This window comes from Nocardioides sp. YIM 152588, assembly GCF_040191335.1.
In the GTDB taxonomy this organism is placed as follows: domain Bacteria; phylum Actinomycetota; class Actinomycetes; order Propionibacteriales; family Nocardioidaceae; genus Nocardioides.
On sequence record NZ_JBEGDJ010000001.1, the window covers coordinates 191,038 to 216,626 of the forward strand.

Below are 25,589 nucleotides of genomic sequence, written 5' to 3' on the forward strand. Positions count from 1 at the left end.
CCGACGCCGCCGGGTTCAGGTCGACAGGTGGTCGATGATCGCGTCGTAGGCGTTGAGGTTGAGCGCGTCCAGCCCGAGGTCGAGCGACACCGGCTGGGAGGACTGCTTGACGATGGCGACGCCGTGGGCGCGGTCGACGTAGATCCACTGGCCGTGGATGCCGATGGCGGTGAACGCCTCCCGCCCCGGGGTGTGGCGGACCCACCACTGTGCCCGGTAGCTCCAGTCGCCGCCGGCGAACGGGCCGGTGGCGTCGGGCCCTGCGGCGAACGCCTCACGGCTCGCGCCGGCCGCGATCGTGTCGATGACCGCCGGGGCGACGACCCGCTCGCCGGCCGCGACGCCGTCGTTCAGCAGCATCATCGCGAAGCGCGCGAGGTCCCACGGGCCCGCGTTGAGCCCGCCGCCGGCGACCAGCGTCCCGTTGCGGTCGAGGAGGACGTAGGTCTCACCGTCGGTCCCGAGCCGGGACCACAGGCGGTCGTGCAGGGCGTCCTGGAACGACCTCCCGGTGGCCCGGTTCGTGATCCAGTTGACCACGTCGGTCTTGGGGGTCTGGTAGTGGAAGACCTGGCCGTGCTCGACGGTGGGGTCCTTTTCCAGCGTGGCGAGGAAGTCGTAGAGGCTGTCCGCGGGCGGGCCGCCGGCGGGGGACTCGAGCCACCCCAGGGCCTGGCCGTACCGGATGATCCCGGAGGCGGGATCGGCGTAGTCCTCGTCGAACGCCATCGAGTTGACCATGTCGAGGACATGGCCGAACGTCGCGTCGGCGAACGCGGTGGCCCCCGCGAGCTCTGGCACGTGCCGGGTCACCGGGTCGCTCTCGGAGACCAGGCCGTCGGCCACCGCCATCAGGCCGAGAAGTCCGGCGAACGACTTCGTCGCCGACATCATCTGGTGGGGTTGGCGGGGTCCCATCCCGTTGAGCAGGGACGCGTGCACGACCCGGTCCGGGGTCACCACGACCAGCGCGTCGGTGTAGGACTCGCGCAGGTAGCCGTCGAAGTCGATGACGCCCCCCTCGGCTCGTGCCACCTCGAGGCTCGGGATGCCGGCGTCGCTCTCCACGGTCAGGGGCGCGGCGCGCTCCGCGCTCGGCACCGGCGCCGAGGGATAGATGGTGCGCATGTGCTGGTAGGACCACCGGTTGTACGGCGGCGTCATGAGTGCGTTGGCCCGGGTGACCCGCTTCTCCGGAGGTGGCGGGAACCCCCGCATGAGGCCCAGCTGCTCGGCGGTCGCGTACGGGTCCGAGATCATGGCCCTCAACGTAGCAACGGCGGCGCCGTGCGTCGTCCCCCAACGAGGCGCTCGTCAGGACTCGCGCAGGACCTCCAGGACGACCCGCATGAGGAGGACCGCGCCGGCCAGCAGGCCGAGGAATCCCAGCAGGTCGTAGAGCTGGACGTTCTCGGAGAGCGACGGCCCGCCCGTCCGCCCGAAGAGGAGGACCGACACGATCCCGAGCGTCGCCGCCGCGGCCACCAGCACGACCCGGTTGACCAGCCGGGAGACGACGCGGACGTCAGCCTCGTCGGTGAAGAGCCGGACGCGGACGCTCAGGCGGCCGCCCTCGACCTGGCTCGCGATGCGGTCCAGGTGGTGCGGGGTGCGGCGCAGGAGCGGGGCGAGCGTGATCACCTCCCGCTTGAGCTGGTCGGTGAGGGTGTCGGGGCTCAGCTCGCGGCGGGCCTCGTCCGCCGCGAAGGCTTGGGCAGCATCGAGGATCGCGAACTCCGGGTCCAGGGTCGTGAGGGAGGCCTGGAGCGTCGTCAGCGCCCTCAGCATCTGGCTCATGCTGGGCGGCAGGGCGAGCTGCAGCTCGGCGGCGATGCCGAGCAGGTCGGCCACCATCGCGGCCGACGGCTCGGCGCCGGGCGCCAGGTGGTCCGCCATCATCCGGGCGAAGGCCCGGTCCAGCGTCGCCGGGTCCAGGTCGCCGGCGTCGCCCGACACCTCGACCAGCGCGTTGCGCAGCAGCGTCGGGTCGCGCAGGGAGAGGGCGGTCAGCATGTCTCCCATCGATGCCCGCTCGAACGTGTCGAGGCGGCCCGCGGAGCCGAAGTCGATCAGGCCGAGGCGCCCTGCGGGCATCAGGATGATGTTCCCCGGGTGCGGGTCGGCGTGGAAGCGCTTGCCGGCGAGCATGGCCGTGATCTGGAAGCGGAAGAGCGTGTCGGCCAGGTGGGCGTGGCCCGCGCGCTGCTCGGCCGTGGCACGCCCGAGCGGCACGCCGACGACCGTCGTCATCACGAGCACGGAGCTGGACGACAGGTCGTCGATCACCGCCGGTACGACGACGGGGGAGCCGGGTTCGAGCTCGGCCGCGGCCTGGCGCAGGTTGTCGGCCTCCACGGCGTAGTCGAGCTCGCCCCGCAGTTGGGCAGCGAACTGCGCGGTCACCCCGGCCACGTCGAGGCGCGCCGCTCGCTCGCTGCGAGCGTGGACCGCGCGGGCGACGTCGGTCGCGATGCGCAGGTCGCGCTCGATCGTCGCGGAGACCGCCGGGCGGCGCACCTTGACCACGACGTCCGTGCCGTCCGGTAGCCGCGCGGCGTGGACCTGCCCGATCGACGCGGCACCCAACGGCTCCCACCAGAAGGCGTCGAACACCTCCTCGACAGGCCGCCCGAGAGCCGCCTCGAGCGCCGGCTCGAGCGTCTCGCGGTCGACGGGCCGGGCGTCCTGGTGCAGCAGCGCGAGCTCGCCGGTGATGGCCGGAGGGAGCAGGTCGTCACGGGTGGCCAGCAGCTGACCGAGCTTGACGAAGACGCCGCCGGCCTCCTCGAACGCCGCACGGAGGTCCGCTCCGTAGGCCGCGAGGTCCGCGTCGTCGGCGGTGGAACGGCTGAGGCCGAACCCGCGCCCGAGGCCGTGGCGCGACGCGATCGCGCCGATCTCCGCGGACCGGCGCACCTGGCCGACCCGGTGGCGTAGGTCGAGCACCGACCGCCACCTTGGCCCGGCCGAGCGGCGTGCCGGGTCGCTGAGCGCCTCGAGGGCCAGGATCGCGAGCATCGCGAAGACGAGCGCGAGCACGAATCCCGTGGTCGCGGCCAGGTCGGACGGCTCGCCCCGGCGGACGAGCAGCGCCCGGATGGTCTCGCCGGCGGCGAGGCCGAGCAGCGCGGCCACGGCGGCCCGGAGGAACGCGGCGTGGCGGGTGCCCAGCATCCGGCGGACGACCCAGACGAACACGAGGAAGAACGCCACCTCGGCGATCACGCGCAGCATGGACCCGCCCTTCGCAGGAGACCCTGTCCGGCACCGATCCTGCCACCACCCGGTCCCGGGCGTCGGCCCCCAGGATCACGGCGCGCTCCTCTCGGCTGAGGAGCCCGGGCCCCGGCGGCCTCGGGCGGGCGACCTGAGGGCGACGAGCCCCAGGCCGGTCGCTGCACCGGCCGCGGCGAGAGTGATGCCGGCGAGCGCCGCGAATCCGATCTCCGCCGCCACCCATCCGGCGAGCACCGCGGCGACGATCGTCCCCAGCGCTATCGCGGCGCCGAGGGCGCCCTGGCCGCCTCCTGGGCCGATGGGCGACGTGGAGGCCACCAGCGCCGCGGCGTTCAGCTCGAAGAGGGGGTAGACGAGCATGACGACGCCGAAGACCACGAGCGCGGCGATGCCGCTCTCGCCGGGGATCAGCAGGAGGCCGGCACCGGCGACGGCTCGGGCTGCGGCGCTGGCGAGGAACGGTACCCGTGGACCCGCCCGGGCGGTCCAGCGGCCGGCGACGACGTACAGCGGGATGGAGACGAGAACGATCACCGAGAGCGCCCCGGCGCTCTCGGTCGGTTCGATGCCGAAAGCCGACTGCATGTAGCTCGGGTACTGCGACTCGATGGCCTGGGCGCTCACCGTGATGAGGAGCACCAGCGCGAGCACGACACCGAACTGCGAACCCAGCGTCGCGCGCAACGTGGGACCGCGCGCACCGTCGGTGCGGTCACCGGAGTCGGTCGCGGCGGCTGCCGCCACCAGCCGCTGCGAAGGCCCGCGGTTCACCAGACCGACCACGACGCCGAAGGCCGCGGCGGCCCCGGCCAGGACGACGAACATCGACTCGAAGGCCACGCCGGCCCCGGCGAGCGCGGACACCGTGGCGAGCCCGAGCACCTGTCCGGCCGGCAGGGAGAGCTGGAGCAGCGACAGCTTCCTGGCCAACGTCGCCGGGTCCAAGCCGGCGCCGACGACGAAGGTCGCGTTCACCACCGAGAGGCCCGCCATGCCCAGGCCCAGCAGGGAGGCGGCCACGAGCCACGTCAGCACCTGCTCGGCGGCGGCGAACGCGAGTGCCGCCGCCCCGAGCAGCGCGATCGACATCAGCTGCAGGCCCCGATGTACGGCGAAGCGGTCCGCGAACGATCCCAGGAACGGGGCGGCGAGGGCGATCGAGCCCGCGACCGCCATGACCGCGCCGGCGTCCGCCGGGTCGCCGCCCTGCTGCAGCACGTAGGCCGGGATGAGGAACATCATCCCGCCGACTCCGCAGAACCCGATCGCGGCCTGGGCGAGCATCCAGATCTCGTAGGGGCCGACGGTGGGAACGCGGGCTGTGCCCATGCCTCTCACGCACCCCGGCGGGAGGTGGGGGCGGTATCGATGGCGTCGGCCGGCCGCGGGGCCTTGGACTCGCTGAGGGGCATGGTGCTCACGCCTGTCTCGGGTGGTGGTGCTCCTCGACCATCCCAGGGGCCGGCGGCGCCTGCAACGCCCTCCCGGCGGCCGGTCTAGAGCGTTCCTGACGACGACCTGTCGTCCTGCGGAGTCAGGTCTGCGTCGCCGGGCCGTCCGACGCGGTGGGAGCGGCTCCACCGCGTGCAAGCGCCAGCTGTTCGGTCAGCTCCGCGATCTGGGCCCGGAGCTCGTCGTGGGTCGGCGTGCCGTCGGGGACGGCGTCCGTGGTGCCGTCCGGTCGCTGGAAGCCCGCGACGAACCACGACGAGACGTTCGCGGTCACCACGCCCAGCACGGCGATCCCGGTGAGCATGACGACGACCCCGACGATCCTTCCGGTGGCCGTCGTGGGGACGACGTCGCCGTACCCCACGGTCGTCATGGTGGTGATCGACCACCACAGGGAGTCGCCGAAGGTGACGATCTGGGCCTTCGGTGCGGTTCGCTCCGCCTCGAGCACGGCCAGGCTCGACACGATGATGAGCAGGAGCGCGAACGAGCCGACGTTGACCGTGGCAGCGGTGGCGCGCCGTCGGCCGCCGTCCCGCTTCGTCAGCAGCGCGATGATCGACAGGAGCCGGAGCAGCCGCATCGCGCGGAACATCGGAAGCGCCACCGCGGCCAGGTCGACCAGGTGCGTGCGCACGAACCGGCGGCGGTCCGGCGCCAGGGAGAGCCGAACGACGTAGTCGACCGCGAACAGCACCCAGGTGAGCCACTCGACCCACCGGGCCAGTCGCCGAACGCCGAGGGACGCGTCCGGGAGGACGATCGGGGTCGCGTAGGCGACCAGGAAGACGAGGGCCAGGACCAGCAGCGGGCCCTCGGTCGCCGACTCCCACTTGGCGTACGACTTGCCGTCTCGCTCGCTCATGCGCTCAGACTGCCAGCGCGGCTCGGCGGCGGTCGACCACTCCCGCCGGCCGTACCGCCGGCCGTACCGCGGGGTCAGCCGGCGGTGGGATCCTCCGTCGTGCCGGGGCGGGCGCGCCGCCAGTTGAAGTCCTGCCCCTCCCTGCGTCGCCAGTCGAGGAGCACGCCGAGGCCGAGCATGCTGGGGAAGATCAGGGTGGCCAGTCGCCAGAGGAGGAGCCCTGCGGCGACCTGGGCCTCGACCTCCCCGGCCCCGCGCCGCAGGAAGATCTCCAGCAGCGCGCCGTCGATCACGACGATGCCGTCGAAGGGGAGGCTGTTGAGCGGGTAGGTGATCAGGAAGGCGGCCGCGATCTCCGCGAGGGCGAGCGTCTCCCCGGAGACACCGACGGCGCGGAGGCACGCGACCAGGATGGCCGCCTCGACGACGAGCAGGACCGAGGTGGCGAGCACCGCTCGTGGCCACCCCGCCCGCAACCTTTCGTGGATCCGGCGCCGGAACATGACGGTCGCCGTTTCCCACGCCTCGGGGTCGACGGAACGGACACGAGCCGCGATCCTCCCCGCGGTCCGTCCGAGCCAGGCGGCGGTGCCCTCGGCCCGCGCGATGAGGATGATCGCCACCAGGATGGCCACGGCGACGAGGGCGGCGGGCAGGCTCGACTTCAGGTACTCCTCGTCGTAGCGGCGCAGCAGCAGGAGCAGGACGAAGCCGATGATCGGCGCCGCGAACCGAGCCACGTAGAAGATCAGGGAGGAGAGCGTCAGCGCTGCGAGCCCGTCGGTGGGGTCGATCCGCCAGCTCCGGAACATCGCGTAGCGGAGCGCGAGGTCGGCCGGTGGCGGCGTGACCTTGGTGACGACCTGGGCGGCGAGCTCGTTGCGCGTCGCCTGTGTCATGGTCAGCTCCGGGATCAGCACCTTCATCGGCCAGCCGACGACGACCCACCGCAGCAGCACCAGGCCGAGCACGAGGATCAGGTCCAGCGGTGCGACGGAGGTCAGCACGTCGCCGACGTCCGCCCACGGGACGTCCTTCAGGACGAACCAGACGATCAGCGCCACCACGCCGATCAGGAGGATCCGCAGCGCGGTGCGGCGCAGGCGGGCGGCGCGGGAGGGGCCGTCGGGGTGGTCCTCGTCCATGTCGCTCCGCCTCCTGGATGGGCGTGTGGGGATGTCTCCGTCTGCCGAGCCGGGGTGCCGCCGGGCGGGTCAGAACCCGTAGAACGTGCGAATGCCGCCGAGGGCGAGCTGCATGCCGATCGTGGCCAGGAGCAGTCCGCCGATGCGCGCGAGCATGGCGGTCGTCGAGGCGTTCAGCCGGGAGAACCAGTTCCCGAAGAGCGCGAACCCGACCCACACCAGCACCGAGACGACGGCGACGCCGATCAGTGTCGCGATCAGGGCCGCGACGTCGTCGGTCGCCGACGACATCGTGATGACGGTCGTGATCGCGCCGGGTCCGGCCATCAGCGGGATGGCCAGCGGCATGATCAGCCCGTCCTCCTCCGACTGCTCGGGCGTCTCCGCGGCGACCTCCGCCGATCCCTGCGCGCGGCTCGAGGCGCCGCCGTACAGCATCTCGAATCCCATCAGCGCCACGACGAGGCCGCCGACGACGCCGAACGCCCCGAGGTCGATCCCGAACAGCTGCAGCAGCTCGCGCCCGACCAGCGCCATGGTGCCGAGCACCGCGAACACGATCACCGCGATCTTGAGCGCGGCCGCCCGCCGGTCCAGGCCCCGGCGCGACGTCACGTCGTTGAAGATGACGATCTTCACCGGGTCGATGGGGTTGACGATCATGAAGACGGCGATCGTCGCCTGGATCGCGATCTCCGAGGCGCTCAGGCTGGAGATGTCCACGCAGGCAGACTACGACGCGGACGCGCAACGTCGGTGCGAGTGTCTAGAGCGCCGCGAGCATGAGGCGCGGCCTCGATCTGGGTGCCGTGACGCCGGAGCTGGCTCCGCCCCCTCCGGCCGACGCGGGCACAGACACGCACACACAGCAGAGCCGCCGCCCTCGGAAGGAGGACGGCGGCTCCACCGCTGGTGGTGTCTCCTCAGAGCCCCATGTCCTTGGCGATGATCAGCTTCATCACCTCGGAGGTGCCGCCGTAGATCCGGTTGACCCGGTTGTCGGCGTAGAGCCGGGCGATCGGGTACTCGTTCATGAACCCGTAGCCGCCGTGGAGCTGGAGGCAGCGGTCGATCACGCGGTGGGCGACCTCGGTGCAGAACAGCTTCGCCGACGCGGCCTCGGCCGCGGTGAGCTCGCCGGCGTCGAGCGCCTCGAGGGCCCGCTGGGCGACGGCCTCGGCGGCGTCCACCTCGGCCTTGCAGCCGGCGAGCTCGAACTTGGTGTTCTGGAAGGAGGCGACGGTCTTGCCGAAGACGGTGCGCTGCTCGACGTACTCCTGGGTGAAGCGGACGGCCGCCTTGGCCTGGGCGAACGCGCCGTACGCGATGCCCCAGCGCTCCGAGGCGAGGTTGTGGCCCAGGTAGTAGAAGCCCTTGCCCTCCTCGCCGAGCAGGTCCTCGACCGGCACCTTGACGTCCGTGAAGGCCAGCTCGGCGGTGTCGGAGGTGCGCAGCCCGAGCTTGTCCAGCTTCCGACCGATGGAGAACCCCTCGGAGTGGGCGTCGACGGCGAGCAGGGAGAGGCCGGAGCGGCGGTCGCCCTCGGTCGGGGCGCTGGTCCGCGCCGCGACGATCACCCGGTCGGCCAGGACGCCGCCGGTGATGAAGGTCTTCGCCCCGTTCAGTACGTAGTGGGTGCCGTCCTCGGAGAGCTTGGCGGTGGTCCGGATGCCGGCCACGTCCGAGCCGGTGCCCGGCTCGGTCATGGCCAGGGCCCACATCTCCTCGGCCGCCACGAAGCTCGGCAGGTAGCGCTTCTTCTGCTCGTCGGTGGCGAGCATCTTGATGTAGGGCAGTGCGAGCAGCACGTGCACGCCGGAACCGCCGAGGGTGACGCCGGCGCGGGACGTCTCCTCGTACAGGACGGCCTCGAACTTGTGCGTCTCCAGCCCGGCGCCGCCGAACTCCTCGGGCACCGAGATGCCGAACACCCCGAGGTCGGCGAGCTTGCTGTAGAGCTCCTTGGGGACCTCGCCGGCGGCGAACCACTCGTCGTAGTGCGGGGAGACCTCGGCGGCGATGAAGGACCGCAGGGTCTGACGGAAGGACTCGTGGTCCTCGTCGAAGATGGAGGAGCGCAAGGCGGGCTCTCTTTCTGTGTCGGTCGTTTCTCAGCGTCGCAGGGCGGCCTGGCCCCCAGCGCGCCGTGCGGCCGGTTGCGGAAGGTGTCTATCGCGGGACGAGCAGCACCCCGTCGTGCGGGTGGAGCAGCCCCTGACCGGCAACGGCTGGCCGGAGGCTGCTCCGACACGACGGGGCTCCCGCGCGTCAGCCGTGCGCGACCTCGGCCGCCCGGGCGAGCGCTGCCGACAGGGTACGCAGCATGGCGCCGGTGATCGGCACCGACCCGGGGAGGAGGCTGCGGTACTGCGCCTCCCAGGTGATGCGGGTCCCACCGTCACCGGCCCTGTCGAGGGTGACGAAACCGTGGTAACGGCTCTGGCCCGGCACACCCTTGGCACGGTACTCCAGGCGGTACGGCGCCTCGACGGCCGCGATGGTCTCGGTCAGCCCCATGCCCAGCGGGCCGCCGCTGAGGCGACGGACCAGGCCGACACCGTCGCGGTCGCCCTCACGGACCACCGTGGTCGACTTGAACGGAGCCCACTCCGCCATCTCCTCGTGGTCGACCAGCACCGCCCAGACCTCCTCGATGGACGCCTTCGAGGTTGCCGTGGCGACCGCGCGCTTGACGGGCGGCTTCTTGGCGGTGAACCCGAGCTCGAGCAGGTTCATCGGGTCGACCGGGTAGCGCTTGCCCTTGCTGCCGTGCCAGAGCAGCTCGATGGAGAAGCCCATCGGGTCGTTGACGTAGGAGGCGTACCACCACTTCGAGACGATGGTGTCCTTGGTCGAGTTCGGGGTGATCCCGAACGGGCGCCCCTTCTCCACCAGCGCGTCGAGCTCCTCGCGGGTGTCGGTGCCCAACGCGATGTTGAGGATGCCGATGTCGCTGATGTGGTAGCCCTCGGGCCACGGCTCGCCGGCCGGGTCGAGGTACTGCACGACCTCGATCAGCGCATCGCCGGCGCGGACCACGAACGAGTCGCGCTTGGCCTCCTCCAGGCCCCACAGGGCCTCGTGCTCGGGCTCATGGATCGGGTCGGCGACCTCGGGCAGGCCCATCACGTCGACCCAGGTGTTCCGGGCGGCGACCAGGTCCGGCACCGAGAGCGTGACGAACCGGGCGACGGCCGGAGTGGCCGGACGGGGAGCCATGCCGGGGCGCGCGACGTCGGCTTCGAGCAGCTCCAACAGCACGCCGTTGGGGTCCTTCACACAGACCCGGCGGGCACCGGGCTCACCCATCGGCTCGGTGAGCAGCGGGGTGTGCCGGCGGGCGAGGCGCTCCAGCGTCGCGTCGAAGTCGGCGACGTGGAAACCGACCGTGGTGTAGCCGATGTCCGCGGGGGTCCAGTCGGCGGGGACCGGCTTGGGCTCCGGCTTCGAGAACTCGAAGAACTCCATCTGGAAGCCCGGCTTCCCGTCGAGCATCCACCAGCAGACGCTGGTGGCGCCCGGGACGCCTTGGACGTCCTCGGAGCCGAGCAGGGGGATGAAGGCGTGGGTGCCGCCGGACTCGGCGAGGCCGAAGACGTCGGCGTACCAGCGCTGCGTGTGCTGGACGTCGTGGACGCTCAGTGCGATCTGGACCAGCGGGCGGTTGGTGTCGGTGGTGGTCATGTCAGTGCTCCACTTCGGGGCTGATCATTCGGGGTGCTGACCGTCGTGGTCAGGCGAGGGACTTGGCCGCGGCGGCGATGCGCTCGGCGTTGGGCAGGGCGGCGTACTCCAGGTGCGGGGCGAACGGGATCGTCTGCTCCACCGCGACCCGGGCGTAGCGGGCGCTCGTGTCGGACTCCAGCAGCAGCGCGGCGATCTCGCCGGTGAGGCCACCCCGGACGTAGTCCTCGTCGGCGACGACGACGCGGCCGGTGCGGGCCACGTGCTCGACGATCGCCTCCTTGTCCAGCGGGGCGAGCGTGCGCAGGTCGAGCACGCTGGCCTCGATACCGTCGGCGGCCAGCCGGTCCGCGGCCTCCAGGCAGCGGTGCACGCCGGTGCCGACCGACACCAGGGTCACGTCGCCACCGTCGCGGCGGAGGGCGGCCTGGCCGAACGGGATCGGCTCGACACGGGCGGGGACCTCGCCGCGAACACCGGCGGCCGGCTGGATGTGCGACAGGTCGAGCGTGTCGCGCTGGTCGCCGGCCAGGTAGTCGAGGATCTGCTGGTCGAGCAGCTTGGGCGTGAGGAAGACGGTGAACTCGTCGCTCTGGACGGCGCTCAGCATCAGGCCCGCGGCGTCGGCCGGGGTCGACGGCACGACCACCTCGACGGACGGGTACGACGCCAGCGAGCCCCACAGGGTCTGCGCGTGCTCCCCGCCGTCGGAGTACCAGCCGCCGACACCCGCGCGGAGCACCATCGGCACCTTCCACTCGCCGGCGGAGAAGTCCTTGAACTTCGACCCGGCGTTCAGGATCGCGGACCAGCCGACGGTGGCGAAGTCGATCATGTAGAGCTCGACGACCGGGCGCAGGCCGGCCATCGCGGCGCCGACGCCCGCGTACATGAACGCCGACTCCGAGATCGGGGTGTCCTTGACCCGGTCGCCGCCGAAGCGGCTGTGCAGGACGCGGCGCAGGATCTGGACGTCCTCGCCGTAGGTGACCACGGTCGGGTCCTCGGCCATCGCCTGGCCGAGCGCGTGGTCGACGGCCTCGTCGTAGCGCATGGTGGTGGTCGCGGTGGTGGTGGCGGTGATGCTCATCGGATTCCTCCCTTGACGCCGAAGCCGACGCGGTGGCCGACGCGCTCGCGCGCCTCGTCCATCGCGGCCCGGATCTCGGCGCGCTCCTGCTCCTCGATCTTGGTGGCGACGCTGCTGCTGACGAGCGAGCGACCGCGGCGCACCGGGTCCTTGCGCAGCGTCAGCGCGACGTCGCGGGTGTAGCGGCCGGCGCGGACGCCGACGCCCGCCATCGCCTTGGCCTTGTCGGCCACGGAGCCGCCCTCGGCGACGAGGCCGCCCTGGAGCTCGGGCACCCAGACGCTGAGCTGCTTCTTCGGGTTGCGCAGCAGCCCGACCAGCGGGTCGCCCTCGAAGTGGCCGTTGGGCCGGTGGCAGGTCAGGTAGAGGAAGCCCGGGCCCTTGCCGGCGCGGGCGCGCTCGACGAGTCGTCCGGCGGCGGCGTACACGTCCTGGACCTTGTGGCCGGCCGCGGTCTCCACGTGCAGGCCGAAGCCCTTGGCGCGCGAGACCGGGTCACCGCCGGTGACGTCCTTGGAGTAGGTGGTGATGCCCCACTTGTTGTCCTTGCAGACGAAGACGACCGGGAGGTTCCAGGCCACCGCCATGTTGTAGGACTCCATCAGCAGGCCCTGGTTCATGGTCGCCTCGCCGTGGAAGGTGATCGCGACGCTGCCCGGGTGCAGCCGGGTGTGGGCGTAGGCCTGGCCGACGGCCAGCGGGCCGCCGGAGCCGACGATCCCGTCCGAGCCGGCCTTCACCGACTTGTCGAAGATGTGCATGTGGCCGGACATGCCACGGTTGATGCCCTCGTCGGAGCCGAGCACCTCGAGCATCAGCGCCTTGGGGTCGGTGCCGCGCATGATGAAGGGGCTGGTGTTGCGGTGGTCCAGCGCCATCGTGTCGTGCTCGGTCAGGTGCGCGATGATGCCGGCGTTGATGCCCTCCTCGCCGATCGCGGCGTGGTACTCGCCGGGCACCAGGCCCTCGGCCCACGCCTCGACGATGGCGTCCTCCACCATCCGGCTGCGGACCATCATCCGGTAGACGCGCGCGGCGTCCATCTTCGTGGCCATCAGATCAGTCCCTCGTTCAGGGCCCACTGCTTGGAGCGGGCGATTCCGTCGTCGTACGACACGGCCGGCTCCCAGCCGAGGACCTTGCGGGCCTTCTCGTTGGAGACGAGCGCGTCGCGGTTGAGCATGTGCATCAGCGCGGGGCCGAGCTCGCTCTTCATGCCGAGCCGGCGCTGCACCGCGCCGACGACGGTCAGCGCGGGCGCCGCGACCTTGATCGGCAGGGTCTTGACCTTGCCGCCCTTCCAGGACGCGAGCTCGCCGAAGTACTCGGCGCAGGTCAGTTCGAGCTCCTCGCCGAAGTTGAAGATCTGCCCGTCGACGGCGGCGGCGTCGGCGGCGAGCAGCAGCACCATCGCGTCGACGAAGTTGTCGATGTAGATCGCGTCGAAGACGCCTCGGCCGCCCTCAGGCAGCAGCATCTGGTTGGCCTCGACCATCGCCAGCGGCTCGCGGACCCAGACCGATCCGGGCCCGTAGACGTCGGCGGGGCGGACGATCGTGACCTCGGTGCCGCGGTGGGCGTTGGCGAGCACGACCTGCTCGGAGTTGGTCTTGGTGTCGACGTAGGTGCTGACCCCGCCGGTGACCCGTGCCGGGTAGTCCTCCGTGACGAACTTCGGGAAGCCCCAGCCGTACGCCGCGATCGAGCTCAGGTGGACGAAGCGGCCCACGCCCGCGGCGACGCTGGCGTCGAGCACCTTCTTGGTGCCCAGCACGTTGACCTCCCAGGCCGCGGCGGTCGGCGCGACCGTACTGACGATCGCGGCGGTGTGCACCACCGCCTCGACGCCCTCGAGGGCGTGCGCCCAGGTGCTGGGGTCCGTGGTCGTGCCCTGGACGATCCCGTTCTCGGGGTCGGCGACGAGGTCGACGCCGGTGACGGTGGCGCCGAGCTCACGCAGGCGGGCGGCGAGCGTCCGGCCGATGAAGCCGCCGGCGCCGGTGATGAAGACCGACGTCGGGACGGCCGGTGCGGGACGTTGCGTGCTCATGTCTCTCCTCGTGGGTGTGGGGGTAGGGGGCCGTCAGCCGGTGACCAGCGGGAGGTCCGGGTTGGTGCGGATGCCGACCCGGATCGCTCGGGCGGCCGGGCCGGCGGAGGCGGTCTCGAAGGCCTTCTGCCACTCGTCGAGCTCGAAGGTGTGGGTGACCATGCCGTCGACCGGGTAGCCGTCGTTCATCCACTCGAGCACCTGCTCCTGGGTACGCCGACCGCCCAGCGCCGGCTCCGGGCCGGGGTCGGTCGTGCCCAGCACGTCGAGCTCCCGCTTCCAGACCAGCGACCAGTTCATCTGCTGCTGCCCGGCCGCGCCGGCCAGCACGAAGGTGCCCTTGGCACGCAGGAGGTGCAGTCCGAGGTGGATCGTGTCGGAGGAGCCCACGCAGTCGACGACGAGGTCCACGCCCTGCTCGAGGATCGGGACGGCCGGGTTGCCGGGCGTCGCTGTCGGGTTGAGCAGCCGGCCGCCGTCCTGCTCGGCCACCGTGGTGATGGCCGCGGGGCCGGCCGGGAGGATCCTGTCCGCTCCCACCCGGGACGCCCAGTCGGAGCCGAACTGGCCGGGGCTGACCACCGAGATGTGGAGGTCGGGGTGGAGTCGGCGCAGCGCGGCCACCGTCAGCAGGCCGATCGCGCCGGGGCCGATGACGACCGCCCGGGCGCCCTTGGCGGGCTTCTGCCAGCGCAGCGCGGCGTGCAGGCCGATCGAGGCCGGCTCGGTCAGCGCGGCGAACCTCGACGGGAGGTCGCCGATCGGGAACAGCTGGCTCTCGTGGGCGATCGCCTGCTCGGCCATGCCGCCGCCGAGGGTCCGGGCGAAACCGAGGGTCGGCGAGCAGCAGCCGCTGACGCCGGGCATCTCGAACCGCTCGCAGACGTTCGGCATCCCCGCCTCGCAGCTGCGGCAGAGGTCGTCGAAGCCACGCTGGGCGCAGCTGATCACGGCGTCCACGGCGACGCGGTCGCCGGGCTTGACCGTGGTCACGCCCGGTCCGACCTCGTCGACCACCGCGACGAACTCGTGGCCGGGGATCTGCTGCGTCTCCTGGTAGTAGGCGGCGAGCTCGAGTGACACCTTCGCATGGGCGAGCCCGACGTCCGACCCGCAGATCAGGGAGAGCTCGGGGCGCAGGCGCACCCAACCGGGGGCCTTGGGGAGCTGGGGCGCGGGGTCGTCCTCGATCAGGCGGAGGATGCCCCCGGGGCCCCATCCGGCGTTCTTCCCGAGCCCGCGCGGCAGCTTCTGCGCGGCGGCCGTGAACAGGTAGCGCTGGATGGCGATGTCAGCCAGTAGTGCCTTCATGTGTCCTCGCTTGTTCGGCGATGAGGAGAGCCCGACGTTGGTCGTGCGCCGGCGGTTCTCGGTGACCGCCATCACAAGATTGACTGTGACCGGACCCACATGCCTTGACACTTTTCGACACGATCCCTGACAGTTACGAACATGGCGCTGTTGCGAGGATCGGGCCTTCTGTACTACCGAGACCTCGTCGCCGAGCTCGGCGCCGACCCTGATCCGCTGCTCCGGAGCGCCGGTATCCGGCCGGTCGACGCCGGTGACCACGACGCCTTCCTGACCTATCGGAGCGTCGTCGCCGTGACGAACGCGGCGGCCCGGGTCACCGGTCGCGCGGACTTCGGCCGCCTGCTCGGGGCCCGGCAGGGCCTGGAGACGCTGGGGCCGGTGGGGGTGGCCACCAGGACGGCGTCGACCATGGGGGAGGCGATCCGGATCAGCGGGACCTACCTGTCGGCGTACAGCCCGTCGGTCGCGGTCTCGATCGAGCCGACCGACGACCCCGACCACGTGTTCTTCGAGTTCCGGATCGTCGAGCAGGGTCTCGGCGCCGTGGTCCAGACAGTGGAGCTCTCCCTGGCGTTGGCGCTGTCCGTCTTCCGCTTCATGCGAGGATCCGCCTACCAACCGCTGGACGTGCACCTCCCGCACGACCCGGTGACGCCGCCGCGCTCCTACGAGGAGTCCTACGGATGCCCCGCGCTCTTCGCGCAGCTGCGGGCCGGGTTCACGCTCAGGGCCGCCGACCTCGGGGCGCCGATCGACGGCGACCCCGCTGCCCACCAGGTGGTCCTGCGCTACCTGGACGGACTGGTCGCCAGCGACGAACCCGGCCTGGTGGCGCCAGTGCGGCGCCTGGTCGGGCAGCTGCTGCCGACGGGCGCCGTCACGGCTCCCTTGGTGGCCCGACAGCTCGCGCTGCACCCCAAGACGTTCGAGCGCAGGCTCATCGAGGAGGGCACCCGGTTCCGCGAGATCCTCGAGGAGGTCCGCCGCGAGCACGCCGAGCGCTACCTGAGGGACACGGAGATGACCGTGACCCAGGTCGCCCGGGAGCTCGGCTATGCGGAGCAGAGCGTCCTCGCCCGGTCGATCAACCGGTGGTACGGGCTCACCCCCACCGACCTGCGGCGACGGCTCCGCGCGACGGGTTGACCCGGCTCAGCCGCCTCGCTCGGCCCCGCGGCTCCAGGAGCGCAGGAGCCACCAGGACCCGACGGCGACGATGGCGATGAACTGCACGCCGTACGCCGCCACGAAGATGGCGGCATCGCGGACGTCGGGGAGGGGCACCCAGGTCGTGGGGAGCGGCAGGCTCCAGTCCCAACCCAGGCCGTCGGTCCCCTCGTTGACCACGATCGCGATCGGTGCCGCGATGTCCCACAGCGTGTGCAGCGCCGTGACGCCGAGCCAGGTGAGCCCGACCGGGACGGACAGGTAGCGACCGGTCCGGGCCGCTGACGCGAAGAGCGCGCCGCCGAGGATGGCCGACCAGGTGATGTGGGCCAACGGCGCGATGAAGGCGCGGGCGATCGTGACCGTCGAGGCCGCGAGGAGCGGCTTGCCGGTGCCGTCCACCAGGGCGTTGAACGCGTAGCCCATGCTCTCGAACGCCGCGAACCCCGCACCGACGACGGCGCCGAGCACCATCCCCACCCTGGGCTCCCGGGTCGCCAGCTGGCGGGCGAAGGCGACGATCAGCGCCCCCTTGACCAGCTCCTCGATCACCGCGACGCCGAGGTAGAAGTTGACCGCCGGTAGCAGCGAGGACTCCAGCATGGCTGCGGCCACGAGGCCGATCAGGCCGCCGGCCAGGAAGGCCGACAACACGGTCGCCCCGTCGAGCCGCGCGGGACCGACCCGGTCCAGCGCGAACGCGACCGAGGCCACCGGCACCGTGAAGGCCCCCAGCACCAACAGCGTCGGCACCAGGTACTCGTTGCGGCTGACGGCCACGCTGGCCAGCGTGACGACCCAGAGTCCGCCGCCCACCTGGAGGATGCGGAGCCACGTGCGGCCACCGCGCGGTGCGCCGTCGGGGGCGGCCGCGCCGCCGGAGGGTGGGCCCAACGTCATCCGTCCAGCTCCCGTCGGTCGGTCGTGCCGCTGGTCCCGGCGACCGGCGAGGCTCGACCACGAGTCGGTCAGACGACTCTAGTGATGGAGGGCCCGACACGCCCGGGCCCTTGAGCCGCAACCATCGGCCTGGAACGGTGGACGGTTCATTCGCACCCGACGGGAAGGCAACATCCCATGCTCGCCCTGACCGAGAACGCCGCGACCATCGTGAAGCAGCTGACCGCGGACCCCGCAGCCGAGGGGGCGCCCGGGCTGAGGATCTCCGGCGCCTCCGACGACACGTTCGCCGTGACGACCGCCCAGGCGGCCGAGCCCGACGACGCCGTCGTGGCGCAGGACGGCGCCATCGTCTACCTGGACGCGGACGCCGCCGTCGCGCTCGACGACAAGATCCTGGACGCCGGGGTCGACGACGCCGGCAAGATCGAGTTCGGCCTCTACCAGCAGGGCTGAACAGGAACGCGAAGGAGCCCCGGGTCGTCGTCCCCGGGGCTCCTTCGTCGTTGCGTGGCGACGGCGGCGACCGCTCGGCGGGCCGCGCGCAGAAGATGTGGCGGAGCGGGAATGGATCCGGCGCGGCCCTGGTTCAGCGTGAAGAGTTCAACATTCAACTACTTCATCGGAGACTCCCATGTCGTTCTTCTCCCGCAAGTCCACGAAGTCCACGGCCGCCCCCGCTGCCGCGGCCACCACCCCGGAGGCCGCCGCGCCGGCCGTCGTCGAGGACATCAGCGGCGACTACACGATCGACCCGACCCACACCCGGCTCGGCTTCAGCGCCCGGCACGCGATGGTGACCACCGTGCGCGGCCAGTTCACCGACTTCGCCGGCACGGCCCACGTCGACACCGTCGACCCGGCCGCCTCGAAGGTCGAGCTGACCATCCAGACCGCCAGCATCGACACCGGTGTCGCGGACCGCGACGGCCACCTGCGCTCGGCGGACTTCTTCGACGCTGACACCAACAAGGAGATCAGCTTCTCCTCCACCGAGGTCGCGCGCGACGGATCCGACTGGGTGATCACCGGCGACCTCACCATCAAGGGCGTCACCCGGTCCATCTCGATCACCTTCGAGCCGAACGGCTCGGCCCGCGACCCGTTCGGCAACGAGCGGATCGGCTTCGAGGGCGCGACCTCGATCAACCGCAAGGACTGGGACCTGTCCTGGAACGCCGCGCTCGAGACCGGCGGCGTCCTGGTCTCCGAGAAGATCAAGCTCGAGTTCGACATCTCGGCGATCAAGAACGCCTGAGCGTCGGCACGCTCGCGAGGGGCCTCCGACCCGGCACCGGGTCGGAGGCCCCTCCGCCTGGGGTGATCGATGGAGCCGATCGGCCGAGCGGAACTTCGTGTTTGACCGGGACCCGCGTCACACCCGATGGTCGGCGTCATGACCCAGGCAGTGGACGAGAACGACGAGCTCCGGGTCACGCCGCCCAAGACGTACGCCGCCGGCGTGCCCGGTGTCCGCCACGCGCTCACCTACGCGATCGGCTCGAGCGGCACGCGGCGTACCGCGCTGACGCTGCTCAGCCTGAACCAGTCCAAGGGGATCGACTGCCCCGGCTGCGCCTGGCCCGAGGGCGAGCACCGCGCCCGGAACGAGTACTGCGAGAACGGCGCGAAGCACATCAGCGACGAGGCGACGACCCGCCGTGTCACGCGCGACTTCTTCGCCGAGCACGCCATCGACGACCTCGGCACGCGCTCCGACCGCTGGCTCAACGAGCAGGGTCGGCTGACCGAGCCGATGGTGAAGCGTCCCGGCGCCAGCCACTACGTCCCGATCGCCTGGGACGAGGCGTTCGACCTGATGGCCGACGAGCTGCGTGGGCTCGCCTCCCCGGACGAGGCGATGTTCTACACGTCGGGGCGCGTCAGCAACGAGGCCGCCTTCCTGCTCCAGCTCTTCGCCCGGGCGTTCGGCACCAACAACCTGCCCGACTGCTCCAACATGTGCCACGAGTCCAGCGGCTCGGCGCTCAACGAGACGCTCGGCATCGGCAAGGGCAGCGTGTCGCTGGACGACATCCACGGCTCCGACCTGGTCCTCGTGGTCGGGCAGAACCCGGGGACCAACCACCCGCGCATGCTGTCGGCCCTGGAGCAGACCAAGCGCAACGGCGGCAGGGTCGTCGCGGTCAACACGCTGCCCGAGGCCGGCCTGATGCGGTTCAAGAACCCGCAGAAGGCGCGCGGCATCGTCGGCAAGGGCACCGCGCTGGCCGACGTCTTCCTCAAGATCCGCCCCGGCGGCGACCTGGCGCTCTTCCAGATGCTCAACCGGCTGCTGCTGGAGGCCGAGGACGCCGCTCCGGGCACCGTGCTGGACCGCGAGTTCATCGACGCCCACACCAGCGGGTTCGCCGAGGCCGCGGCGCACCTGCGCCGTACCGACTGGGACGACGTGCTCACCGCGACCGGCCTGACCCGCGGGGAGATCGAGGGCCTCCGCGACCTGGTGCTGGCCAGCGACCGGATCATCGTCTGCTGGGCGATGGGGCTCACCCAGCACAAGCACGGCGTGCCGACCATCCGCGAGGTGGTCAACTTCCTGCTGCTGCGCGGCAACATCGGCCGCCCCGGAGCCGGGGTCTGCCCGGTGCGCGGCCACAGCAACGTGCAGGGCGATCGCACCATGGGCATCTGGGAGCGGATGCCGCAGCGGTTCCTCGACGCGCTGGGGGAGGAGTTCGGCTTCACGCCGCCCACCCGGCACGGCTACGACTCCGTCGACGGGGTGCGGGCGATGCGCGACGGGCGCGCCAGCGTCTTCTTCGGCGTCGCCGGGAACTTCGTGCGGGCAATGTCCGACAGCGACGTCACCGAGGAGGCGCTGCGCCGGTGCCGCCTGACGGTGCAGATCTCGACCAAGCTCAACCGGTCCCACACCGTCTGCGGTGACACCGCGCTGATCCTGCCGACGCTCGGCCGCAGCGACCGGGACCTCCAGGACGGGGTGGAGCAGTTCGTCACCGTCGAGGACTCGATGAGCCAGGTCCACTCCTCCTACGGCCGGCTGCGCCCGGCGTCGGAGCACCTGCTCAGCGAGGTCGCGATCATCAGCCGCCTCGCCCGCCGCGCACTGCCGGGATCGACGATCCCGTGGGAGGAGCTCGCGCGCGACTACGGCCTGATCCGCGACCGGATCGAGCGGGTCGTGCCGGGCTTCCACGACTTCAACGACCGGATCGCCGACCCGGCCGGGTTCCGCCTGCCCAACCCGGTCAACGAGTACCGCTTCCCGACGCCGAGCGGGACGGCCGTCTTCACCCGCAACGACCTGGAGTGGGTGGAGGCACCGGCGGGTCACCTCGTCCTGCAGACGCTGCGCTCGCACGACCAGTGGAACACCATCCCGTACGCCGACAACGACCGCTACCGCGGCATCCACGGCGCCCGCCGGGTGGTGATGGTCAACCCCGACGACCTGGCCGACCTGGGCATCGCCGACCGGCAGAGCGTCGACATCGTGAGCGTCTGGTCCGACGGCGTCGAGCGGCGCGCACCGGGCTTCACCGTGATCGCGTACCCGGCCGCGCGCGGCTCCGCGGCCTCCTACTACCCGGAGACCAACGTGCTGATCCCGCTCGACAGCGTCGCGGACATCAGCAACACGCCCACCTCGAAGGGGATCGTGGTGCGGTTGGAGCCGGTCGCGGAGGGGACGCGCTGATGGGCCGCGTGACGGTGCGCCGGCCGGTGGTCCGGTACCGCGACGGCGTCGTCGACCGGCGCGCCGACGTGCTCGCCGCCGAGGAGCCGATCGAGATCCGGCTCGCGGGCAGCCCGCTCACGGTCACCATGCGCACGCCCGGCGACGACTTCGACCTGGCGGTCGGGTTCCTCGTCGGGGAGGGCGTCGTGCACGCGTCCGAGGACGTGCGCGCGATCCGCTACTGCGCGGGGGCCACCGCCGACGGCCAGAACACCTACAACGTCGTCGACGTCGCGCTCGACCCGTCGGTCCGCCTCCCGGAGAAGGGCCTCGAGCGCAACTTCTACACCACCTCGTCCTGCGGGCTGTGCGGCAAGGCGAGCATCGACGCCGTCCGGATGGCGACGACCTGGGCGGTGGCGACGGACCCGGTCGTGGTCGCGCCGGGTGCACTGGCGCAGATGCCGGAGCGTCTCCGCGAGGCGCAGCGCGTCTTCGACCGCACCGGCGGCCTGCACGCGGCGGCGCTGTTCAGCGCGGACGGCGAGCTGCTCGTGCTCCGGGAGGACGTCGGCCGGCACAACGCCGTGGACAAGGTGATCGGGCACGCCGCCCGCAACGGGATGCTGCCGCTGCGCGGTGCCGTCCTCATGGTCAGCGGGCGCGCGTCCTTCGAGCTGGTGCAGAAGGCGGTGCTGGCCGGCATCCCCGTGCTGGCGGCGGTCTCCGCGCCGTCGTCGCTGGCCGTCGAGCTCGCCGACGAGCACGGGCTGACCCTGGTGGGCTTCCTGCGCGGGTCCTCGATGAACGTCTACACGCGCGCCGACCGCGTGGCCGAGGCGCCGCTACAGGGTGCGCCCCAGGTCCTGGTCGCGGGCGACGCCCAGGAGTGCCTGCACGACGAGCGGGTCGGGGCCTGACCCGGCGAGCACCAGCCCCACCGGGTGGGACTCGCCGGCCTGCGGCAGCGGCCGGGCGGCGTACCCCTGCGGGACGCCGTGGCTGGCGAGCCAGGCGTGCGGGACGATGCTGGACAGCCCCATCGTGGTGAGGTGGTCGTACACGCCACCGACGCTGTCCGTCTCCACCACCACGTCCGGGCTCACCCCGGCGGCCGCGAGCTCGGCCTCGATGATCCTGCGGTTCTGCATGTCGCCGGTGAGCAGGCACAGCGGCACGCCGGCCGCGTCGGCCCACGCGGCCGGGCCGGCATCCGACGCCGCCCCACCCGCCGGGGTCAGCAGGAGGTACCGCTCCTCGTAGAGCGGCACGACCCGCAACCCGGCGAGCCCGTCGCCGAGGTAGGTCATCCCCGCGTCGATCGAGAACCCGTCGAGCTCGGCGACGATCCGGCGGGCCGACATCGATCGGACCTGGAAGCGCAGGTCCGGGTGGGCGGCGCGCAGCGGTGCGGTCAGCCGGGAGACCGCCGGCACCGCGGTCGGGATGACGCCCAGCCGCAGCGTGCCCGTCAGGCCCGACTGCAGGGCGCTCAGCCGCTGCGCGAGCGCGGCCTGGTCGGCCAGCACCCGCCGCGCCCACGCGAGGACCTCGAGCCCCTCGGGCGTCAGCCCCTCGTAGCGCTGGCCCCGGCGCACGATCGGCACGCCGAGCTCCGCCTCCAGCTTCTTGATGGCCGACGACAGCGCGGACTGGGACAGGTGGCACGACTCGGCCGCGCGCCCGAAGTGGCCCTCACGCTCGAGGGCGACCAGGTACTCCAGGCGTCGCAGCATCACATCGCATGACTACCAGAGCGCGCCCTGGACCGGCACCGCGCCGGGACACCATCCTGGAACAGAGCACCGGCAACGGCGGGAGGCGAGCATGGGCCGGACCTCCGAGGTCGCGTCGGCCGTGGGGTTCTCCGCACTGGCCGGGGCCGCGGCGGGCGCTTCGCTGGGCGGGCGTCGCGGAGCGGCGGTCGGCGCGGTCGCCCTGGGTGCCTCCGAGGCCGTGGCGAGGGCCCGGCAGCGCGAGGGGGAGATCCCGGCGCTGTGGCAGCGGATCGCGGTCAGCGGCGCGCTCGCGGCATCGCTGGGCGCGGCCGCCGGAGCGGTGAGCGGCGCGGGTCCGCGGGCGGTCGGCACCGGCGCGGGCGCCGTCGTGGGAGCGATGGGCCTGCGTCCCCAGAAGCTGGCGCTGGGGCCGGCGATCGGCCTCGCCGTCGGCCAGCTGCTGTCGCGCCGGCGGGCGTCGGCGGCGCTGGTGGCGAGCAGCACGGTGGTGGCCTACCGGACCGCGGCGGCGCTGCTCTTCCCGGACGCCCAGGTGAGCCTGCTCGCCGAGCGCGTCCCGGCCTCGGAGCTGCCGTTCGTGGTGCCGCGACCCGCGCGCACCGGGTACGTCGGCACCGGGTACGTCCGCGAGCTCGCGGACGAGCTCGGCGCGACCTACACCGCCGCCGCGCCCGACACGGGGATCGTGGCGTCGCTGGACGCCCTGGCCGGTCCGGGGCTCGATCCGGCCCGCGTGGACCCGCTGGTCCGCGAGTTCTACGAGCACACGACGCGCTTCTCGCTCGACGTCGTGCCGGTCTGGCGGACGTGGGTCCGGCCCTGGTACCTGGCGTACCGCACCGTGGTCGCCCGTCGGCTCGGGCAGGCCAGCCTGCCGATGAACCAGCGGGAGGCCCAGCGCGGCGTACGCAGCCGCATCGACACCATCACCGACGTCGACGGCACGATCTCGGTCCGCGGCTGGGTCCGGTCGTTCGCGGACGACGACGAGCCGATCATGCTCGGCATCTACACCACCTACAGCGTCGACGGGTGTGGCTACGTCAGCGTCGGCTTCCCGGTCCCGGAGGGCAGCTTCACCGCCACGCTGCGGCCCCGGGCGAGACCGGACGCCGGGCTCAGGCTGACCAGCCGGGTCCACGACGGCCAGGCCGGCCACTACCTCACCCACATCGACACGGCGGCCGACGAGCTGACCGCCCTCGCCGTCCACGGGTTCGAGGAGCAGCTCGACGTGTGGGCCGAGGGCGGGGCGCTCCGCGCCGAGCACGCGTTCTGGCTCTTCGGACTCCCGTTCCTGACGCTGCAGTACCGGATCGACCGCAGGTAGTCGGCGACGCGCGTCACTGGCCCCCGGGGACCAGCAGGCCGCTCTCGTAGGCGACCACGACGAGGTGCGCCCGGGTGTGGGCCTCCAGCTTCGACAGGAGCCGGCCGACGTGCGTCCGCGCGGTGGCGGCGGACATGCCGAGCGCGTCCGCGATCTCGTCGTTGGACGCGCCCCGGCCGACGAGCTCGAGCACCTCGCGCTCGCGCTCGGTGAGCCGGTCCAGTCCGGGGTACTGGTCCGGCCGGCTCTGCGACGCTGCCACGTGCTCGACCAGCGAGCGGGTGGCGCCGGGGGTCAACAGGCTGCCACCCTCGTCGACGGTGCGGATCGCATCGAGGATCACCTCCGCCGAGGCGGCCTTGCCGAGGAACCCGCTGGCGCCGGCGCGGATGCTGCGCACGACGTTGGCGTCCTGCTCGAAGGTGGTCAGCACGATGATCCGCACCCCTTCGAGCTCGGGGTGCATCGTGATCCGTCGGGTGGCCTGGATCCCGTCCCAGCCGGGCATCCGGACGTCCATGAGTACGACGTCGGGCCGGGTCTCGAGCGCGCGCAGCTCCGCCTCGTGGCCGTCGCCGGCCTCGGCCACGACGGTCATGTCGGGCTCGCGGTCGATGAGCTCGCGCATGGCGACCCTGATCAGGGCGTGGTCGTCGGCGAGCAGGACCCGGATCATCGCGTCACCGCCGCCCTCGCCGTCGGCAGCGTGATCTCGAGGACGAAGTCGGTGCCGCGCGTGACGTTCACCCGACCGCCCAGCTCGCTCACGCGCTCGCGGAGGCCGCGCAGGCCCCAGCCGTCGCGGGCCGCGCCGCCCTCCGCCCCGCCGATGGGGTTGCTGACCCGCAGGTCGAGGGCGTCGGCGCCGAGCCGGACGTGCAGCTCGGCAACGGCATCCGGCCCGCCGTGCTTGAGCGCGTTGGTGAGGGCCTCGGTGAGTGCCTGGTGGGCGGTCCACGCGACCTGGGGCGGGACGCCGGAGAGCTGTCCGTCGATGCGGGCGCGGACGGTCAGGCCGTAGCTGCGGAACTCGTCCAGGAGGCGCTCGATCCTGACGGGCCCGTGGTCGAGGGCGGGCGCCGGCTCGTCGGCACGGAGGTCGGCCAGCAGCTGGTCGATGTCGACCAGGATGTCGCGCGCGGCGTGGTCGATGTCCACCAGGCCGCGGCGGGTGGTCTCGGGATCGTCGTCGAGCGACCGGAGCGCGGCGGCCGCGCGCAGGTGGACGACCGCGATCCGGTGACCGACCACGTCGTGCAGCTCGCGCGCGGTCTGGAGACGGTCCTCCGCGACGCGCGTCCGGGCGACCGCCTCCCGGGTGCGCTCGGCGCTGTCGACCTGCTCCTGGAGCGAGACCACCAGGTGCTCGCGGAGGTAGCGCACCTGCCCGAAGCCCAGGGCCAGCGCCGTCGAGATGATGACCCAGACGGGGGCGAACGCGACCGAGCGCCCACCGGCGTTCACCACCTCGGCCAGGTACACCAGGCCCATGGCGGGCGCCGCCAGGGCGACCGCCCGGCCGAGCGAGTAGCTCGTGGCGACGAAGAACACCCCGAACAGGCCGGCGTAGTGGTAGCCGAGTCCCTCCAGGTCGAGCACCACCGAGGCGAGGTCGGCTCCCACCGTCAACGCGAGGCACAGCGCCGGGTTGCGGCGTCGGGCCAGCAGCCCGACCGAGGCCGCCGTCAGCACCAGCACGCCGACGGGCCCGGGCAGGCGCACCGTGAAGTCGTCGTGGGGCCCCGGCCCGAGCAGCGTCGTCCACCACACGAAGCCGATCAGCAGCACGCTCCACCCCGCCCCGGAGAGAACTCCCGGTGCACCACTCCTCGTACCAACCATGGGCCCATTGTGAGTCACATCACGCCGTGATCCGTACGTCGTCTGACGTACGAAATCGTCCCCGTCCCGACGGATGTGGCCTGCGTCACATCCATGCAGGATGGCTGACG

22 protein-coding genes are annotated in these 25,589 nt (G+C 72.2%); 6 read left to right on the top strand and 16 right to left on the bottom strand.

Annotated elements, in window-relative coordinates; genetic code table 11:
- Positions 1–15: 15 nt before the first annotated feature.
- From ABLM29_RS01005 to ABLM29_RS01060, 12 genes are all read right to left on the bottom strand, one after another.
- Complete coding sequence (locus ABLM29_RS01005; protein WP_349711572.1) at positions 16–1,260, bottom strand: serine hydrolase domain-containing protein; 1,245 nt, start codon at positions 1,258–1,260, stop codon at positions 16–18.
- A 54-nt stretch (positions 1,261–1,314) separates the two neighbouring features.
- Positions 1,315–3,234, bottom strand: coding sequence for an ABC1 kinase family protein (locus ABLM29_RS01010; RefSeq protein ID WP_349711574.1), 1,920 nt, complete (start codon positions 3,232–3,234; stop codon positions 1,315–1,317).
- Between the two features lie 75 nt (positions 3,235–3,309).
- Positions 3,310–4,566 (bottom strand): MFS transporter, encoded by a 1,257-nt coding sequence (locus tag ABLM29_RS01015; RefSeq protein WP_349711576.1) that lies wholly within the window; start codon positions 4,564–4,566, stop codon positions 3,310–3,312.
- Between the two features lie 205 nt (positions 4,567–4,771).
- Complete coding sequence (locus ABLM29_RS01020) at positions 4,772–5,554, bottom strand: potassium channel family protein (RefSeq protein ID WP_349711578.1); 783 nt, start codon at positions 5,552–5,554, stop codon at positions 4,772–4,774.
- A 74-nt stretch (positions 5,555–5,628) separates the two neighbouring features.
- Positions 5,629–6,699, bottom strand: a complete 1,071-nt coding sequence (locus ABLM29_RS01025; RefSeq protein ID WP_349711580.1) for a lysylphosphatidylglycerol synthase domain-containing protein — start codon at positions 6,697–6,699, stop codon at positions 5,629–5,631.
- Between the two features lie 69 nt (positions 6,700–6,768).
- Entirely contained in the window at positions 6,769–7,422 is a 654-nt protein-coding gene (locus ABLM29_RS01030; RefSeq protein ID WP_349711581.1) for a MarC family protein, read from the bottom strand.
- Positions 7,423–7,622: 200 nt separating this feature from the next.
- The gene (locus ABLM29_RS01035; protein ID WP_349711583.1) at positions 7,623–8,780 is read right to left on the bottom strand and encodes an acyl-CoA dehydrogenase family protein; all 1,158 of its coding nucleotides are present in this window, start codon (positions 8,778–8,780) and stop codon (positions 7,623–7,625) included.
- 187 nt (positions 8,781–8,967) lie between these two features.
- Positions 8,968–10,383, bottom strand: coding sequence for an SRPBCC family protein (locus ABLM29_RS01040; RefSeq protein WP_349711585.1), 1,416 nt, complete (start codon positions 10,381–10,383; stop codon positions 8,968–8,970).
- 49 nt (positions 10,384–10,432) lie between these two features.
- Entirely contained in the window at positions 10,433–11,473 is a 1,041-nt protein-coding gene (locus ABLM29_RS01045) for an alpha-ketoacid dehydrogenase subunit beta (protein WP_349711587.1), read from the bottom strand.
- Positions 11,470–12,528 carry a thiamine pyrophosphate-dependent dehydrogenase E1 component subunit alpha gene (locus ABLM29_RS01050; RefSeq protein ID WP_349711589.1) on the bottom strand — a complete coding sequence of 353 codons (1,059 nt, stop codon included), beginning with the start codon at positions 12,526–12,528 and terminating at the stop codon, positions 11,470–11,472. The genes ABLM29_RS01045 and ABLM29_RS01050 overlap by 4 nt, the downstream gene beginning before the upstream one ends.
- A complete protein-coding gene (locus ABLM29_RS01055; protein ID WP_349711591.1) occupies positions 12,528–13,523 on the bottom strand; it encodes an NAD-dependent epimerase/dehydratase family protein in 996 nt (331 codons plus the stop codon). The genes ABLM29_RS01050 and ABLM29_RS01055 overlap by 1 nt, the downstream gene beginning before the upstream one ends.
- A gap of 33 nt (positions 13,524–13,556) precedes the next feature.
- Complete coding sequence (locus ABLM29_RS01060) at positions 13,557–14,906, bottom strand: zinc-dependent alcohol dehydrogenase (RefSeq protein ID WP_349711593.1); 1,350 nt, start codon at positions 14,904–14,906, stop codon at positions 13,557–13,559.
- A 69-nt stretch (positions 14,907–14,975) separates the two neighbouring features.
- Here ABLM29_RS01060 and ABLM29_RS01065 point away from each other — a divergent pair, with 69 nt between their 5' ends.
- Positions 14,976–15,983, top strand: a complete 1,008-nt coding sequence (locus ABLM29_RS01065) for an AraC family transcriptional regulator (protein WP_349711595.1) — start codon at positions 14,976–14,978, stop codon at positions 15,981–15,983.
- A 6-nt stretch (positions 15,984–15,989) separates the two neighbouring features.
- On the opposite strand, the gene ABLM29_RS01070 is transcribed toward ABLM29_RS01065, so the two are convergent.
- Positions 15,990–16,904, bottom strand: a complete 915-nt coding sequence (locus tag ABLM29_RS01070; protein ID WP_349711597.1) for a PrsW family glutamic-type intramembrane protease — start codon at positions 16,902–16,904, stop codon at positions 15,990–15,992.
- Positions 16,905–17,081: 177 nt separating this feature from the next.
- On the opposite strand from ABLM29_RS01070, the gene ABLM29_RS01075 reads away from it, so the two are divergent.
- The 4 genes from ABLM29_RS01075 (at position 17,082) to fdhD (ending at position 21,488) form a co-directional block, all read left to right on the top strand.
- Positions 17,082–17,360 (top strand): Fe-S cluster assembly protein HesB, encoded by a 279-nt coding sequence (locus ABLM29_RS01075; RefSeq protein WP_349711599.1) that lies wholly within the window; start codon positions 17,082–17,084, stop codon positions 17,358–17,360.
- A 178-nt stretch (positions 17,361–17,538) separates the two neighbouring features.
- Positions 17,539–18,162, top strand: coding sequence for a YceI family protein (locus tag ABLM29_RS01080; RefSeq protein WP_349711601.1), 624 nt, complete (start codon positions 17,539–17,541; stop codon positions 18,160–18,162).
- A gap of 138 nt (positions 18,163–18,300) precedes the next feature.
- Complete coding sequence (locus ABLM29_RS01085; RefSeq protein WP_349711603.1) at positions 18,301–20,586, top strand: FdhF/YdeP family oxidoreductase; 2,286 nt, start codon at positions 18,301–18,303, stop codon at positions 20,584–20,586.
- A complete protein-coding gene (gene fdhD / locus ABLM29_RS01090) occupies positions 20,586–21,488 on the top strand; it encodes a formate dehydrogenase accessory sulfurtransferase FdhD (protein ID WP_349711605.1) in 903 nt (300 codons plus the stop codon). The genes ABLM29_RS01085 and fdhD overlap by 1 nt, the downstream gene beginning before the upstream one ends.
- On the opposite strand, the gene ABLM29_RS01095 is transcribed toward fdhD, so the two are convergent.
- Entirely contained in the window at positions 21,414–22,304 is an 891-nt protein-coding gene (locus tag ABLM29_RS01095) for a LysR family transcriptional regulator (protein WP_349711850.1), read from the bottom strand. The two genes, fdhD and ABLM29_RS01095, sit on opposite strands and share 75 nt — an antisense overlap.
- Positions 22,305–22,395: 91 nt before the next feature.
- Between ABLM29_RS01095 and ABLM29_RS01100 the strand changes: the two genes are divergently transcribed.
- Positions 22,396–23,637 carry a hypothetical protein gene (locus tag ABLM29_RS01100; RefSeq protein ID WP_349711607.1) on the top strand — a complete coding sequence of 414 codons (1,242 nt, stop codon included), beginning with the start codon at positions 22,396–22,398 and terminating at the stop codon, positions 23,635–23,637.
- A 13-nt stretch (positions 23,638–23,650) separates the two neighbouring features.
- On the opposite strand, the gene ABLM29_RS01105 is transcribed toward ABLM29_RS01100, so the two are convergent.
- The gene (locus ABLM29_RS01105; RefSeq protein ID WP_349711608.1) at positions 23,651–24,313 is read right to left on the bottom strand and encodes a response regulator transcription factor; all 663 of its coding nucleotides are present in this window, start codon (positions 24,311–24,313) and stop codon (positions 23,651–23,653) included.
- Positions 24,310–25,425, bottom strand: coding sequence for a sensor histidine kinase (locus ABLM29_RS01110; protein WP_349711610.1), 1,116 nt, complete (start codon positions 25,423–25,425; stop codon positions 24,310–24,312). The genes ABLM29_RS01105 and ABLM29_RS01110 overlap by 4 nt, the downstream gene beginning before the upstream one ends.
- Positions 25,426–25,589: the final 164 nt, after the last annotated feature.